The following is a 15,495-nucleotide window of genomic DNA, read 5'->3' as shown; positions in this document are numbered from 1 at the left end:
GGGCCCGGCGGCGTCTGGTGCGTGCGACCGCAAGGCGCCGGAGCGCCCTCCTGGCGGAGCCACGTGGGCGGTTCGGCAACGCGGCGAGCGCTCGTGCCAGGCGTCGCCGGGCAGGCGGGAATGTGACGACAGGGCCTGGGCCCGCCGGGGGCCGCGCGGGACACGGTCACCGGCGCTGCCGTCAGCGGGTGTCGAGGCCGTCGATCAGGCGGCCCAGGAACCGGGTGAAGGTGGCTTCGGGGGTGAGGGGGCGGCCGGGGGCGGCAAGGGCCTCGGCGAGTTCCGGGTGGCAGCCGTCGGCGGCGACAGCGGCGAGGTAGCGGGCCTCGGCCGCGGCCCGGTCCGGGGACCGGGAGACCGCGGTCTGCGCGACCTCGTGGGCGACGTGTCCGGCCACGAATGCGGTGAGCTGGGCGAAGACCTCCAGCTTCGCCGCGCCGTCCAGTCCGGTGGGCCGCAGGACGGCGAGCGCGTGCTCCAGGAAGGCCAGCGTGTTCGGGCCCGGAACGCGACGGGTGAACAGGGCGGCGGGCAGCCAGGGGTGGCGCAGCATGTGGGCGCGCTGCAGATGGGCGATGGTCTTCAGATCGGCACGCCAGTCACCGCTGGGCGCTTCCGTGACCATCAGTTCACCGCTGATGTGGTCGACCATCAGTTCCAGCAGTGTCTCCTTGTCGGGGGCGTAGCTGTAGAGCGACATCACTCCGGCTCTGACCTCTGCGGCCACCCGCCGCATGGTGACCGCTTCGAGCCCTTCGCTGTCCGCCAGGGTGACCGCCGCCTCGACGATCGCCTCCCGGCTGAAGGAGGGCCTGCGTCCCCTGCGGGGCTCGGCAGGACGCAGCCAGAGCTGTTCCGGGTCGACACCCACGGCGCCGGACCCCCTGTCGTGCGGCACGGACTCGCGTTCCTTCCCCTGGTCACCGAGGCGGCTCTTGCGAAGGCCATCCAAGCATCCTCTATTCTCGTACATCGTACGGAATTAAGGAGGGGAACCATGCCATCACGCACGCCCGACGTCGTGGCCGGACCGGTCTGGGTGCAGCCCGCCGGAAAGCCACCGCTGTCCGCACGGATGCTGAGGGCCACCTGGCGAGGTCTGCCGGCGAAACGCCACGAGGCCGGATGGGAGCCGGGGCTGGTGGTGCCGGCCGCCGACGGCAGCCCGTTGATCACGGACCACTACTTCCCGCGCGCGGAGGGCGACTTCCCCACCCTCCTGGTGCGCTCGCCCTATGGCCGAGGCCTGCCGTGGTCTGCCATGTACGGCATACTCTTCGCCGAACAGGGCTTTCACGTCGTCCTGCAGAGCTGCCGCGGCACCGGAGGTTCGGGCGGCGCGTTCGACCTGTGGCGCAACGAGGCCGTCGACGGCCGGGCCACGGTGTCCTGGCTGCGCGGGCAACCGTGGTTCGGCGGAACCCTGGGGACCGTCGGCCCCAGCTATCTGGGCTACACGCAGTGGGCCCTCGCCCTGGAGCCGCCGCCGGAACTGAAGGCCATGGTGGTGCAGGTGGGCCTGCACGATCCCCATGCCCTGTTCCACACGGACGGTGCGCTGCGCCTGGAGAACGCCCTCGCCGTCGGCGTGGGCATGACCTATCAGCACCAGGGCATGGCACCGTTCGTGAGGGCGACACTGCGCCTGCAGCGCCGCCTGCGCGCCGTCACCACCGCGCAGCCCCTTCGGGGGGCGTACGTGTCCGCCCTCGGCGGCGAAGTGCCCTGGCTGGACGGCGTGATGACACACCCGGACGCCGAGGACGCCTACTGGCGCGGGGCGTCGCTGGCGGAGCCGGCGGAGCGGCTCCGCGTCCCCACGGCTCTGATCACCGGCTGGCACGACGCGCTGGCCGACCAGACCTTCGGGCAGTACGACCGGCTGCGTCACGCCGGATGCGAGACCGCCCTGCTGGTCGGCCCCTGGACCCACACCTCCGCCCTGCAGCGGGGATGGCCCGAGGTGTTCACCGAAAGCCTCGCCTGGCTGCGCGCCCACCTGTACGGCGACCCCTCCGGTCTGCGTCCCACCGCGGTGCGCGTGCACCTCGGCGGCGAGAACGCCTGGCGGGACCTCGACGACTGGCCGCCGGCCCGCGCCGCCACCCCGTGGTACCCCACCCCGGGCGGGCATCTCACCCAGCAGGCCCCCACGGACCGCGCACCACTGGCGTCGTTCCGCTACGACCCGGCCGACCCCACCCCCTCCCTCGGCGGCCCGCTGCTCTCCCGCACCGCCGGCCCCAGGGACAACGGCCGTCTGGAGGCCCGGGACGACGTCCTGACGTTCACCGGCCCCGTGCTGACCGAGCCCGTGGACATCCTGGGCCCGGTCTCCGCACGGCTGAGCATCTCCACGGACACCGGGCATGCCGACGTCTTCACCCGCCTGTGCGACGTGGACGCACAGGGCCGCTCCGTCAACGTCTGTGACGGACTGGGCCGGCTTCGGACGACGGATGCCGCGCCCTCGCAGGTCACCGTGCCGATGAGTGCCACCGCCCATCGCTTCGCCGCCGGTCACCGCATACGCTGGCAGATCAGCGGAGGCGCCCATCCGCGGTACGCCCGCAGTACGGGCACCGGGGAGCCGCCGGCGGACGCCACCGCGTTCACACCGGTGCGCATCACGCTGCACACGGACTCGGCGTTGCTGCTTCCCCGCGACTCCGGGCCCATGTGATCCCAAGCCCTCGGGGCGCTGCCCTTCGAGGCGTTGTCAGTGGGCCGGTCCATCATGGGGCCATGAGTGAACCGACCCGGATCGCCGCCCCGGACGGCGTCGCCCCCGCGGCCCAGTACAGCCATGTCGTCTCGGCGAGCGGCCGCTTCGTCGCCGTCTCCGGCCAACTCGCCCTGGACGAGCAGGGCAAGCTGGTCGGCGAGGGCGACCCCGTGGCCCAGGCCCGCCAGGTGTTCGAGAACCTGAAGCGCTGCCTGGCCGCGGCCGGCGCCGGCTTCCCACACGTCGTCAAGCTGACGTACTTCGTCACCGACACGGCCCACCTCCCCGCGATCCGCGCGGCCCGCGCCGCCCACATACCCGACGACCGCCTCCCGGCGTCCTCCGCGGTGCAGGTGGCCGCGCTGGTGGCGCCGGAGTTCCTGATGGAGATCGAGGCGCTTGCGGTGGTGGGTGACTCATGACCCTTGGAGGGAGGGGCCTCACCCTGAGGTGGTAGTCCGCCAGGATCCGGCCGCCGCCTTCCCGGGCTCCGGAGCGTGCGGCGCCGGTGCTCGGCTCAGCCGGGAACCGCACGCCTTCCGGGCCGGCTTGCCCGTCCGGCACGCCTTGCGGCCCGAAGGGCGGTCACCTCGTCTCCTCCTCCGGCGGGATCCTTGCCAGCGCGTACACCGCCGCCTCGGCCAGGGCCGGGTGGGCCAGGGCCTCGGTCAGGACCCGGCGGGCGCGGGGGTCGCCCAGTGTGCCGAGGCCCTCCACGCAGGCGAGGGCGACCCGGCGGTAGGGGTCGTGCGGGCGCAGGCGGCGTTCCAGGGTGGTGATCAGGGCGGGCACGGACTCGGGGGCGCGCAGGCCGGTCAGCAGGCGGACCGGCTGCAGGGCATAGGCCACGCGGAGTTCGTTCGTCGCGAGGGCCGCCGCCGCGCGGGCCGTGCGGGGGTCGCCCAGGCAGGCGAGGGCGTGGGCGGCACCGGCGCAGCGCGGCGGGTCACGGTGGTTGAGGAGGAGCACCAGGGACTCGAAGGCGCGCCGGTCGCCCGCGAGGCCGAGCCGGAACGCGGCCAGCTCCCTGGCCCACAGCGGCTGTCCGGGCGCGGTGAGCACCTCCGCGAGTTCGTCGTGGTCCTCGGTCGCGAGCAGCCGGTCGTACGCCGCCGAGCCACCCGACTCCTGCCGTAAGCGCTCCGTGAGTGATCGCAACTCTTCGTCCACGAAGGCCAGCGTAGGCGGGTGGCGAGGCCGGAGGGAGCTACATCACAAAGTCCGGTGCGAACCGAGGGCTGGCGCGCTCGTTACTCGCCGGTTAAGCTCAGACGAGCGAGTTACCCACTCGCACTTCCGCTGACGACGGTTTGGTGACGCGGCCGTCGTGAGCATTGGTCGGTTCGGTACGACGTGTACCGCAGTACGACCCGGCTCCGGGACAGGGCCGGTCGGATTCCCTGCCGATTGCCGTTCGCGGGCGTGTGCATCGCCCGTGGCACCGGCAGCACCGGGCGTGTGCGCTCAGCAGCCCGGCAACACCCGCACTCCTTTCCGCTCCGCGGTGCGCCCCTCGGCGCACCCGGCGCGTTCCTCGTCGTCACCCTCATTCCTGGAGTCCCGCGATGGCCACTCCCCTTTCCGGCCCAGCTCTGTCCCCGCTCAAGACGATCGCCGTCGTCGGCCTCGGCACCATGGGCACCGGCATCACCGAGGTCCTCGCGAAGGCGGGACGCGAGGTGATCGGCATCGACATCAGCGAGGCCCAGGCCGCTGCGTCGCTCGCCGCCCTGGAGGCCTCCACCGCCCGCTGTGTCGAGCGCGGCCGGCTCACCGGCCAGGAGCGCGCCGAAGCCCTCGCCCGGGTCCGGACCAGCACCGACCTCGCCGCTGCGGCCGACGCCGACCTCGTCATCGAGGTGGCCCCGGAGTCGTACGAGATCAAGCAGCAGATCTTCCGTGAGCTGGACGGCATCGTCCGCCCCGGGACGATCCTCGCGACCGGCACCAACGCCCTTTCCGTCACCCGGCTCGCGGCCGACTCGGCCCGCCCCGAGCGGGTGCTCGGCCTGCACTTCTTCAACCCGGCCCCGGCGATGAAGCTGGTCGAGGTGGTCTCCTCGGTGCTGACCGCGCCGCAGGCCGTCGCCGCGGTCACGGACCTCGCGATCGAGCTGGGCAAGGAGCCGGTCGCGGTCGGCGACCGCCCCGGTTTCGTCGCGGACGGCCTGCTCTTCGGCTACCTCAACCAGGCTGCCGCGATGTACGAGGCCCGGTACGCCTCCCGCGAGGACATCGACGCGGCGATGCGGCTCGGCTGCGGCCTGCCGATGGGCCCGCTGGCACTGCTGGACCTGATCGGCGTCGACACCGCGCGTACGGTGCTGGAGGCCATGTACGCCGAGTCCCGCGACCGGCTGCACGCCCCGGCGCCGATCCTGAAGCAGCTCAGCGAGGCGGGCCTGACCGGCCGCAAGTCCGGGCGGGGCTTCTACACCTACGCGGCGCCGGGCAGCGCCACGGTCGTGCCGGACGCGCTGACCCCGGCGGCGGACGGTGCGACGGCTCAGGGGCGCGAAGTCCGCTCCGTCGGTGTCGCCGGCTCCGGCACCATGGCGTCCGGCATCGCCGAGGTCTTCGCCAAGGGGGGCTACGACGTCGTCCTGGCCGCCCGCAGCGCGGAGAAGGCCCAGGCCGCCAAGGCCCGGATCGGCAAGTCGCTCTCGCGCTCCGTCGACAAGGGCCGGCTGACCGCCGAGGCCGCCGCGCAGATCCTGGACCGGATCGTGCCGGCGGGCTCGTACGACGCCTTCGCCGAGGTCGACCTGGCCGTCGAGGCGATCGCCGAGGACCTGGAGATCAAGCGGCAGCTGTTCGCCACGCTGGACAAGATCTGCAAGCCCGGCGCGGTCCTCGCCACCACCACCTCCTCGCTGCCCGTCGTCGCCTGCGCCCGCGCCACCTCGCGCCCGCAGGACGTGATCGGCATGCACTTCTTCAACCCGGCGCCGGCGATGAAGCTGGTCGAGGTCGTGCGGACCGTGCTGACGGCCGACGACGTCCACGCGACCGTCCGCGAGGTCTGCGCGAAGATCAGGAAGCATGCGGTGGACTGCGGCGACCGGGCCGGCTTCATCGTGAACGCGCTGCTGTTCCCGTACCTCAACAACGCGATCAAGATGGTCCAGGAGCACTACGCGTCCCTGGACGACATCGACGCGGCGATGAAGCTCGGCGGCGGCTACCCGATGGGCCCCTTCGAGCTGCTGGACGTGGTCGGTCTGGACGTCTCGCTGGCCATCGAGAAGGTCCTGCACCGCGAGTTCCGCGACCCCGGCCTCGCCCCGGCCCCGCTGCTGGAGCACCTGGTGGCCGCGGGCTGCCTCGGCCGCAAGACCGGCCGCGGCTTCCGCGAGTATGCCCGCCGCTGACGGCGGCGGCGACTGGTCCCCCGCGGAGACGGACTGGGGCGGACTGCTGGGCCCCGCGGACCTGCCCCCGCCCTCCTGGGGCGGGGACGGCTCCCGGGGCGGGAGAAACCCCTCACCCGCGCACCGAACTGCGCACATGCAGTACGTTCGGGTCATGTCCCAGCCCGCCAAGTCCTCCCGTACACCAGCTACGCCCGACGCGCCGGAAAGTGCCGCAGGCAGTCGCGCCGCCGCCCAGCGGCTCAAGATGCGCCGAGAACTGGCGGCCGCAGCCATGGAGCTGTTCGCGACCAAGGGGTACGAGGCGACCACCGTCGACGAGATCGCGGCTGCCGCCGGGGTCGCCCGCCGCACCTTCTTCCGCCACTTCCGCTCCAAGGAAGAGGCGATCTTCCCGGACCACGACGACACGCTGATCCGCGCCGAGGCGGTCCTCAACGCCGCCCCGGCGCACGAGCATCCGCTCGACACCGTGTGCCGCGGCATCAAGGAAGTCATGAAGATGTACGCGGCCCGGCCGGAGATCTCGGTCGCCCGCTACAAGCTCACCCGCGAGGTGCCCACCCTGCGCGAGGCCGAGATCGCCTCGGTCGCCCGCTACGAGCGCCTCTTCACCCGCTATCTCCTCGGCCACTTCGACGAGCACGCGCACGCCGACGACGCCAACGACGACCCGCTGCTGGCCGAGGTGGCCGCCTCCGCGGTCGTCACCGCCCACAACCACGTCCTCAGGCGCTGGCTGAGGGCGGGCGGCCAGGGGGACGTGGAGGCGCAGCTGGACCACGCCTTCGCGATCGTGCGCAAGACGTTCGGCACGGGCATCGGCGCCGGCCGCGGCACGGCCCAGCGGCCGGCGGCCACGGCCCCCGCGACGGTGTCCGCGCACGGCGAGGTCCTCGTCACGGTCGCCCGCACCGACGCCCCGCTGGACGAGGTCATGCGGACCATCGAGGCGGCGCTGAAGGAGCGCTGAGCCCGCTCCCCCGCTGTGACGACGGCCACCCGACCGGGTGGCCGTTTTGCCATGTCAGGGCCCGTTTTCGCGCAGATTCCAGACCCCGTTCGATCGATCATCGCTCATTTGTTACGTAAAGATTTCATCTGAGGGCAAGTTCTGGCACTCAGTGCCTTGTCACCTGACACGCGGTGTCATACGTTGAAGGTGTCCGGGCTGTCCCGGCAGGCCCACCGCCTGCGCGCCCGAACGCCTGCGTCACAGGCAACCTCCCGCGCCACAAAGCGCTGCCGAAGCACCACCGAGCCGAACCGACGGCACACCCAAAACCCTCAGCAGCACCGACGATCCCCCAGCGCCCCTCCCTCAGGGCGCTCACCGCCGGAGGCAACACCGTGACCGTGAAGGACATCCTGGACGCGATCCAGTCGAAGGACGCCACGTCCGCCGACTTCGCCGCCCTGCCGCTCCCCGACTCGTACCGCGCGATCACCGTGCACAAGGACGAGACGGAGATGTTCGCGGGCCTTGAGAGCCGCGACAAGGACCCGCGCAAGTCGATCCACCTCGACGAGGTGCCCGTGCCCGAACTCGGCCCGGGCGAGGCCCTGGTGGCCGTCATGGCCTCCTCGGTCAACTACAACTCGGTGTGGACCTCGATCTTCGAGCCGCTGTCCACGTTCGGGTTCCTGGAGCGCTACGGCCGCACCAACGAGCTGGCCAAGCGCCACGACCTGCCGTACCACATCATCGGCTCCGATCTCGCGGGCGTCGTCCTGCGCACCGGCCCGGGTGTCAACGCCTGGAAGCCCGGTGACGAGGTCGTGGCCCACTGCCTCTCCGTCGAGCTGGAGTCCTCCGACGGCCACAACGACACGATGCTCGACCCCGAGCAGCGCATCTGGGGCTTCGAGACCAACTTCGGCGGCCTCGCCGAGATCGCGCTCGTCAAGTCCAACCAGCTGATGCCGAAGCCGGACCACCTGAGCTGGGAGGAGGCCGCCGCCCCGGGCCTGGTGAACTCCACCGCCTACCGCCAGCTGGTGTCCCGCAACGGCGCCGGCATGAAGCAGGGCGACAACGTCCTCATCTGGGGCGCGAGCGGCGGACTCGGCTCCTACGCCACGCAGTTCGCGCTGGCCGGCGGCGCCAACCCGATCTGTGTCGTCTCCAGCGACCAGAAGGCCGACATCTGCCGCTCGATGGGCGCCGAGTCGATCATCGACCGCAACGCCGAGGGCTACAAGTTCTGGAAGGACGAGAACACCCAGGACCCGAAGGAGTGGAAGCGCTTCGGCAAGCGCATCCGCGAGCTCACCGGCGGCGAGGACATCGACATCGTCTTCGAGCACCCCGGCCGCGAGACCTTCGGCGCCTCCGTGTTCGTCACCCGCAAGGGCGGCACCATCACCACCTGCGCCTCGACCTCGGGCTACATGCACGAGTACGACAACCGCTACCTGTGGATGTCCCTGAAGCGGATCATCGGCTCGCACTTCGCCAACTACCGCGAGGCCTGGGAGGCCAACCGCCTCATCGCCAAGGGCAAGATCCACCCCACCCTGTCGAAGGTCTACTCGCTCGAGGACACCGGCCAGGCGGCCTACGACGTCCACCGCAACCTGCACCAGGGCAAGGTCGGCGTCCTGTGCCTCGCGCCCGAGGAAGGCCTCGGTGTGCGCGACGAGGAGATGCGGGCCAAGCACATCGACGCCATCAACCGCTTCCGGAACGTCTGAGAGCCATAGATGACAGAGCGTCAGAAGGACCGTCCGTGGCTCATGCGGACGTACGCCGGCCACTCGACGGCGGAGGCGTCCAACGAGCTGTACCGGCGCAACCTCGCCAAGGGCCAGACCGGTCTGTCGGTGGCGTTCGACCTGCCGACGCAGACCGGCTACGACCCCGACCACATCCTCGCCCGCGGCGAGGTCGGCCGGGTGGGCGTGCCCGTCGCGCACCTCGGTGACATGCGCCGGCTGTTCCAGGACATCCCCCTGGAGCAGATGAACACCTCGATGACGATCAACGCCACCGCCATGTGGCTGCTGGCGCTCTACCAGGTCGTCGCCGAGGAGCAGGGCGCGGACATCACCAAGCTCCAGGGCACGACCCAGAACGACATCGTCAAGGAGTACCTGTCCCGCGGGACGCATGTCTTCCCGCCGGGGCCGTCGCTCCGCCTGACGACGGACATGATCGCGTACACGGTCTCCCACATCCCGAAGTGGAACCCGATCAACATCTGCAGCTACCACCTGCAGGAGGCCGGGGCCACGCCGGTGCAGGAGATCGCGTACGCGATGTCCACCGCGATCGCCGTCCTCGACGCCGTGCGCGACTCCGGCCAGGTGCCGCAGGAACGCATGGGCGACGTGGTCGCCCGCATCTCCTTCTTCGTGAACGCGGGCGTCCGCTTCATCGAGGAGATGTGCAAGATGCGGGCGTTCGGCCGCATCTGGGACAAGGTCACGCGTGAGCGGTACGGCATCGAGAACCCCAAGCAGCGCCGCTTCCGCTACGGCGTCCAGGTCAACTCGCTCGGCCTGACCGAGGCGCAGCCGGAGAACAACGTCCAGCGGATCGTGCTGGAGATGCTGGCGGTCACCCTCTCCAAGGACGCACGCGCGCGTGCCGTGCAGCTGCCCGCATGGAACGAGGCCCTGGGCCTGCCCCGGCCCTGGGACCAGCAGTGGTCGCTGCGCATCCAGCAGGTCCTCGCCTACGAGAGCGATCTGCTGGAGTACGAGGACATCTTCGAGGGCTCGAAGGTGATCGAGACGAAGGTGGACCAGCTGGTCGCGGACTCCCTCGCGGAGATCGACCGCATCCAGGAGATGGGCGGCGCGATGGCCGCCGTGGAGTCCGGCTACCTGAAGTCCCAGCTGGTCTCCTCGCACGCGGAGCGCCGGGCGCGGATCGAGTCCGGCGAGGAGAAGATCATCGGTGTCAACGCCTTCGAGGGCACCGAGCCGAACCCTCTGACGGCCGACCTGGACACCGCCATCATGACGGTCGATCCGGCGGTCGAGGCCCGGGTCATCGCCGGGCTGGAGCACTGGCGCGACACCCGCTACCAGCCGCCCTTCAACCACCCGCGCCCCTGCAAGGCGCTGGAGCGGCTGAAGGAGGCCGCCAAGGGCACCGACAACCTGATGGAGGCCACGCTGGAGTGCGCCCGCGCCGGGGTCACGACCGGCGAGTGGGCCGGCGCCCTGCGCGAGGTGTTCGGCGAGTTCCGGGCGCCCACGGGGGTGTCCTCCGCGCCGGTGGCGGTCGCCGCCGAGCCGGGCTCCGCGCTCGCCGAGGTCCGCGCCAAGGTGGACGCCACCGCCCGCGACCTGGGCGTCGGCAAGCTGCGCTTCCTGGTCGGCAAGCCGGGCCTGGACGGGCACTCCAACGGCGCCGAGCAGATCGCCGTACGGGCCCGTGACGCCGGCTTCGAGGTGGTCTACCAGGGCATCCGGCTCACCCCGGAGCAGATCGTGGACGCGGCCCTCGCCGAGGACGTGCACGCGGTGGGCCTGTCGATCCTGTCCGGCTCGCACGCCCAGCTGGTGCCGGACGTGCTCCAGCGGCTGCGTGTGGCCGGTGCCACAGATATACCCGTGATCGCTGGTGGCATCATCCCGAATGGTGACGCCGACCAGCTCAGGGCCGCCGGAGTGGCCGCCGTCTTCACCCCGAAGGACTTCGACATCACCGGAATCATCGGCCGCATCGTCGACGAGATCCGGAAAGCGAACCAGCTCGACCCTCTGGAGGTCCCCGCATGACGACCGTCAACCGCCTTCGCCCGCGGCGCTCCTGCCTGGCCGTGCCGGGCAGCAACCCGCGCTTCCTGGAGAAGGCGCAGGGCCTGCCGGCGGACCAGGTCTTCCTGGACCTGGAGGACGCGTGCGCGCCGCTCGCCAAGCCGGAGGCGCGGCACACCATCGTCAAGTTCCTCAACGAGGGCGACTGGACGGGCAAGACCCGGGTCGTGCGCGTCAACGACTGGACGACCGAGTGGACGTACCGCGACGTCGTCACGGTCGTCGAGGGCGCGGGCCAGAACCTCGACTGCATCATGCTGCCGAAGGTGCAGAACGCCGAGCAGGTCGTCGCGCTGGACCTGCTGCTGACCCAGATCGAGAAGACCATGGGCTTCGAGGTCGGGAAGATCGGCATCGAGGCGCAGATCGAGAACGCCCAGGGCCTCAACAACGTCAACGCGATCGCGCAGGCCTCCCCGCGCGTCGAGACGATCATCTTCGGCCCGGCCGACTTCATGGCCTCCATCAACATGAAGTCCCTGGTCGTGGGCGAGCAGCCGCCCGGCTACCCGGCGGACGCCTACCACTACATCCTGATGAAGATCCTGATGGCCGCCCGCGCCAACAACCTCCAGGCGATCGACGGCCCCTACCTGCAGATCCGCAACGTCGAAGGCTACCGCGAGGTCGCCCGGCGCGCCGCCGCGCTCGGCTTCGACGGCAAGTGGGTGCTGCACCCGGGCCAGGTCGAGGCGTCCAACGAGATCTTCTCGCCGTCCCAGGAGGACTACGACCACGCCGAGCTGATCCTGGACGCGTACGACTACTACACGTCCGAGGCGGGCGGCAAGAAGGGCTCCGCGATGCTCGGCGACGAGATGATCGACGAGGCCAGCCGCAAGATGGCCCTGGTCGTCTCGGGCAAGGGCCGGGCCGCCGGCATGCAGCGCACGTCGAAGTTCGAGATTCCCGCCAGCTAAGGAGCCCTGAGCGCGATGCAGTTCGGACGTACCTACGAGGAGTTCGAGGTCGGGGCGACGTACAAGCACTGGCCGGGCAAGACGGTCACGGAGTACGACGACCACCTGTTCTGTCTCCTCACCATGAACCACCACCCGCTCCACATGGACACCAACTATGCGGAGAAGACGACGGACTTCGGCAAGAACGTCGTCGTCGGGAACTACATCTACTCCCTCCTGCTCGGCATGTCCGTGCCGGACATCTCCGGCAAGGCGATCGCCAACCTGGAGATCGAGTCGCTCAAGCACGTGGCGCCGACCTTCCACGGCGACACGATCTACGGCGAGACGACCGTGCTCGACAAGTGGCCGTCGAAGTCCAAGAACGACCGCGGCATCGTCTACGTCGAGACCAAGGGCTACAAGCAGGACGGCACCCTGGTGTGCGTCTTCCGCCGCAAGGTCATGGTGCCCACCGAGACGTACATCAAGGAGCGCGGCGGCGAGCAGCCCGGCCGCCCGGAGCTGACCGCACCCGCGGAGAAGAAGTCGGAGAAGTAAGCCATGGCCCGTCTCGCCCAGACCGCCGGTCTGACCGACGTCCAGCAGGAGATCCTCTCGACGGTCCGTGACTTTGTCGACAAAGAGATCATTCCGGTCGCGACCGGGCTGGAGCACCGTGACGAGTACCCGCAGCAGATCGTCGACGGCCTGAAGGAACTCGGCCTCTTCGGCCTGATGATCCCCGAGGAGTACGGGGGCCTGGGCGAGTCGCTTCTCACCTACGCGCTGTGCGTGGAGGAGATCGCCCGGGGCTGGATGTCGGTGTCCGGCATCATCAACACCCACTTCATCGTCGCGTACATGCTCAAGCAGCACGGCACGCAGGAGCAGAAGGACCACTTCCTGCCGCGCATGGCGGCCGGCGACATCCGCGGAGCCTTCTCGATGTCGGAGCCGGGCCTGGGCTCCGACGTGTCGGCGATCACCTCGAAGGCGGTCAAGGACGGCGACGAGTACGTTCTGAACGGCCAGAAGATGTGGCTGACGAACGGCGGCACGTCCTCGCTCGTGGCCGTTCTCGTCCGGAGTGACGAAGGACACGCCGAGGGCACCGCGCCCCACAAGTCCATGACGACCTTCCTGATCGAGAAGGAGCCGGGCTTCGGCGAGGTCCGCCCGGGCCTGACCATCCCCGGCAAGATCGAGAAGATGGGCTACAAGGGCGTCGACACCACCGAGCTGATCATGGACGGCCTGCGGGTACCGGCCGATCGGGTGCTCGGCGGCGTCACCGGCCGAGGTTTTTACCAAATGATGGACGGTGTCGAGGTCGGCCGGGTCAACGTGGCGGCGCGTGGCTGCGGCGTCGCCCAGCGCGCCTTCGAGCTGGGGGTGCAGTACGCCCAGCAGCGGCACACCTTCGGCAAGCCGATCGCCCAGCACCAGGCCATCCAGTTCAAGCTGGCGGAGATGGCGACCAAGGTCGAGGCCGCGCATGCGATGATGGTCAACGCGGCGCGCAAAAAGGACTCCGGCGAGCGAAACGATCTCGAGGCCGGAATGGCGAAATACCTCGCCTCCGAGTACTGCAAGGAGGTCGTGGAGGACGCCTTCCGGATCCACGGCGGCTACGGCTTCTCCAAGGAGTACGAGATCGAGCGCCTCTACCGCGAGGCCCCGATGCTGCTCATCGGTGAAGGTACCGCCGAGATCCAGAAAATGATCATCGGCCGCCGACTGCTCGAAGAGTATCGGTTCCAGGGCTGAATGTCCGGTTACGGGGTGTTTTCTTCGAGAAGAAGATCACACCCCGTCGACGGTCTTCGGCCGCCGACTCGACTGCCCGGCTTGCCCAGTTGCAGCCCACGACCGGTACGATCCCCGGAAAGCCGCCGTCCCCCGTCATTGCGCGGCATCATCCGCTACGAAGGTCATCCATGCCCCACAGCCAAAACTCTGCACCTCGCGACAGCCGGGCCGGCGTACGCCTCGCGCGCGGAGCATCGCCGTGGCTTCTCCCGACCGTCGCCACCGCAGCCCTCAGCCTGGCCCGCGCCCGACGCTCCGGCGCGGCCCGGGCCGTGGCCGTGCCCGCCACCGCGCTGGCGGCGGGCATGCTGTGGTTCTTCCGCGACCCCGAGCGCGAGGTCGCCCCGGGCCGGGTCATCTCGCCCGCCGACGGTGTGGTGCAGAGCATCATGCCGTGGAAGGACGGGCGTACCCGCGTCGCGATCTTCATGAGCCCGCTGAACGTCCACGTCAACCGCGCGCCCCTGTCGGGCACGGTGACGTCCGTCGAGCACATCCCCGGCGGCTTTGTTCCGGCTTTCAACAAGGAGAGCGAGAACAACGAGCGCGTAGTCTGGCATTTCGACACCGAACTCGGCGACATCGAGATGATCCAGATCGCCGGCGCGGTGGCCCGCCGCATCGTGCCCTACATCCCGGAGGGCACGAAGGTCGAGCAGGGCGACCGTATCGGTCTGATCCGCTTCGGCTCGCGTGTCGACCTCTACCTGCCCGAGGGCGTGGAGGTCGCGGTCGAGGTCGGACAGAAGACCGTGGCTGGGGTGACTCGCATTGACCGTGATTGATCCGGAGACCCAGGCGGGCTGGGTGCCCGAGGCCGACGAGGTGGACGAAGAAGAGGAGATGCCCCTCTCGCTCCGCCTGTCGATAGCGGACACCCTCACCCTGGGGAACGCCACGTGCGGCTTCATGGCGGTGTACTTCACCACCACCGGCATCCTGATCCCGCATCTGACGGGCAATGACGAGTCCGCGGGCATGGCGCGGCACAGCGCCGCCACGGCCGTCATCCTGATGCTCTGCGCGGCCGTCTTCGACCTGTTCGACGGACTGGTGGCCCGCAAGCTGCGTTCGTCCCCCATGGGCGCGGAGCTGGACAACCTCTCCGACCTGATCAGCTTCGGGCTCGCCCCCGCGTACTTCGTGCTCGTCTATGGCATGGTCGCGGACGACGCGCACCAGCGGGTGGCGGCGGTGGGGGCGATCGTGGTGCTGCTGGCGGTGGTGCTCAGACTCGCCCGTTTCAGCTGCGTGACGATGAAGGACGGCATGTTCCAGGGCATGCCCTCGCCGTTCGGCGCGCTGACGGTCGTCTCGATCGTGCTGCTGGAGCTGCCGTTCGTGGCGACGCTGCTGGCGATCCTCGGGACCGCCTGGCTGATGGTGAGCCGGGTGGAGTACCCGAAGCCGAGGGGGCGCCTGGCCGGGGCCATGCTGTGCTGGATCGTGCTGTCCATGGGCCTGCTGGCGGCATGGGCCTTCGACGCGCCGAGCGGCCAGCTCCTGCTGCAGACGGGGTGTGCGCTGCAGCTGGTCATGGGCGCGGTGATTCCGTTGTTCGCCACGGCCCGGCGGGTGAACAACTTCCGCGGCAACCGCCGCGAGGCTCGCGCGGCGCAGTTGCCGTAGCGGGAAGCCGACGGCAGAAGGGCCCTGGACCGGGTTGGTCCAGGGCCCTTCGCCTTTTGCCCGTGTTCCGGGGGCGGGATGCGGGCGCTGCCGGGCCGGGCGGTCGCGCGGCCGTTCGAGGCGTTCGGTGGCCGAGCGGACAGGGGGCCGGGCCCGGACACCCGACGGCAGCCGTCGGGGCAGCCGCGCGGCGGGCGGGCCGCCTCCCGCCGTTCCCCGGCGCCGGTCAGCACGTTCGCCGGGTCGTCCCGGTCATGCAGGACCCCGGGGCGGCTGTCGCCGTACC

General features: G+C 70.3%; 13 protein-coding genes. 11 read left to right on the top strand and 2 right to left on the bottom strand.

Annotation, left to right across the window (positions count from 1 at the left end):
* Positions 1-181: 181 nt before the first annotated feature.
* Complete coding sequence (locus ABZ624_RS04675) at positions 182-898, bottom strand: TetR/AcrR family transcriptional regulator (RefSeq protein WP_360082578.1); 717 nt, start codon at positions 896-898, stop codon at positions 182-184.
* Positions 899-1,075: 177 nt separating this feature from the next.
* Between ABZ624_RS04675 and ABZ624_RS04670 the strand changes: the two genes are divergently transcribed.
* Entirely contained in the window at positions 1,076-2,683 is a 1,608-nt protein-coding gene (locus ABZ624_RS04670; RefSeq protein WP_360083195.1) for a CocE/NonD family hydrolase, read from the top strand.
* A 62-nt stretch (positions 2,684-2,745) separates the two neighbouring features.
* A complete protein-coding gene (locus ABZ624_RS04665) occupies positions 2,746-3,147 on the top strand; it encodes a RidA family protein (protein WP_360082576.1) in 402 nt (133 codons plus the stop codon).
* Between the two features lie 163 nt (positions 3,148-3,310).
* Here ABZ624_RS04665 and ABZ624_RS04660 read toward each other — a convergent pair whose 3' ends face one another.
* The gene (locus ABZ624_RS04660) at positions 3,311-3,895 is read right to left on the bottom strand and encodes an adenylosuccinate lyase (RefSeq protein ID WP_360082574.1); all 585 of its coding nucleotides are present in this window, start codon (positions 3,893-3,895) and stop codon (positions 3,311-3,313) included.
* Positions 3,896-4,290: 395 nt separating this feature from the next.
* Here ABZ624_RS04660 and ABZ624_RS04655 point away from each other — a divergent pair, with 395 nt between their 5' ends.
* The 9 genes from ABZ624_RS04655 to pssA all read left to right on the top strand — a co-directional run bounded on the left by ABZ624_RS04655 (position 4,291) and on the right by pssA (position 15,209).
* Positions 4,291-6,096: a 3-hydroxyacyl-CoA dehydrogenase family protein gene (locus ABZ624_RS04655; protein WP_360082572.1), complete on the top strand. Its 1,806-nt coding sequence runs from the start codon at positions 4,291-4,293 to the stop codon at positions 6,094-6,096.
* A 154-nt stretch (positions 6,097-6,250) separates the two neighbouring features.
* On the top strand, positions 6,251-7,069 hold the full coding sequence (locus ABZ624_RS04650) for a TetR family transcriptional regulator (RefSeq protein ID WP_360082570.1): 819 nt from the start codon (positions 6,251-6,253) through the stop codon (positions 7,067-7,069).
* A 377-nt stretch (positions 7,070-7,446) separates the two neighbouring features.
* Positions 7,447-8,790, top strand: a complete 1,344-nt coding sequence (gene ccrA / locus ABZ624_RS04645) for a crotonyl-CoA carboxylase/reductase (protein ID WP_360082568.1) — start codon at positions 7,447-7,449, stop codon at positions 8,788-8,790.
* Positions 8,791-8,799: 9 nt separating this feature from the next.
* Positions 8,800-10,827 carry a protein meaA gene (locus ABZ624_RS04640; RefSeq protein ID WP_360082566.1) on the top strand — a complete coding sequence of 676 codons (2,028 nt, stop codon included), beginning with the start codon at positions 8,800-8,802 and terminating at the stop codon, positions 10,825-10,827.
* On the top strand, positions 10,824-11,786 hold the full coding sequence (locus tag ABZ624_RS04635) for a CoA ester lyase (RefSeq protein ID WP_360082564.1): 963 nt from the start codon (positions 10,824-10,826) through the stop codon (positions 11,784-11,786). Before ABZ624_RS04640 ends, ABZ624_RS04635 begins: the two co-directional genes overlap by 4 nt.
* Before the next feature lie 15 nt (positions 11,787-11,801).
* The gene (locus tag ABZ624_RS04630; protein WP_031168225.1) at positions 11,802-12,329 is read left to right on the top strand and encodes a MaoC family dehydratase; all 528 of its coding nucleotides are present in this window, start codon (positions 11,802-11,804) and stop codon (positions 12,327-12,329) included.
* 3 nt (positions 12,330-12,332) lie between these two features.
* Complete coding sequence (locus ABZ624_RS04625; RefSeq protein WP_351244413.1) at positions 12,333-13,538, top strand: acyl-CoA dehydrogenase family protein; 1,206 nt, start codon at positions 12,333-12,335, stop codon at positions 13,536-13,538.
* Between the two features lie 170 nt (positions 13,539-13,708).
* Entirely contained in the window at positions 13,709-14,365 is a 657-nt protein-coding gene (locus ABZ624_RS04620; protein WP_360082562.1) for a phosphatidylserine decarboxylase, read from the top strand.
* Between the two features lie 22 nt (positions 14,366-14,387).
* A complete protein-coding gene (gene pssA, locus ABZ624_RS04615) occupies positions 14,388-15,209 on the top strand; it encodes a CDP-diacylglycerol--serine O-phosphatidyltransferase (RefSeq protein ID WP_360083193.1) in 822 nt (273 codons plus the stop codon).
* The last annotated feature ends 286 nt before the right edge of the window (positions 15,210-15,495 follow it).

The sequence above is a fragment of the Streptomyces sp. NPDC007205 genome (genome assembly GCF_040634095.1).
Taxonomy (GTDB): Bacteria; Actinomycetota; Actinomycetes; order Streptomycetales; family Streptomycetaceae; genus Streptomyces.
The sequence above is the reverse complement of the archived record's forward strand: the minus strand, read 5'-3'. Positions and strand labels throughout refer to the sequence as shown.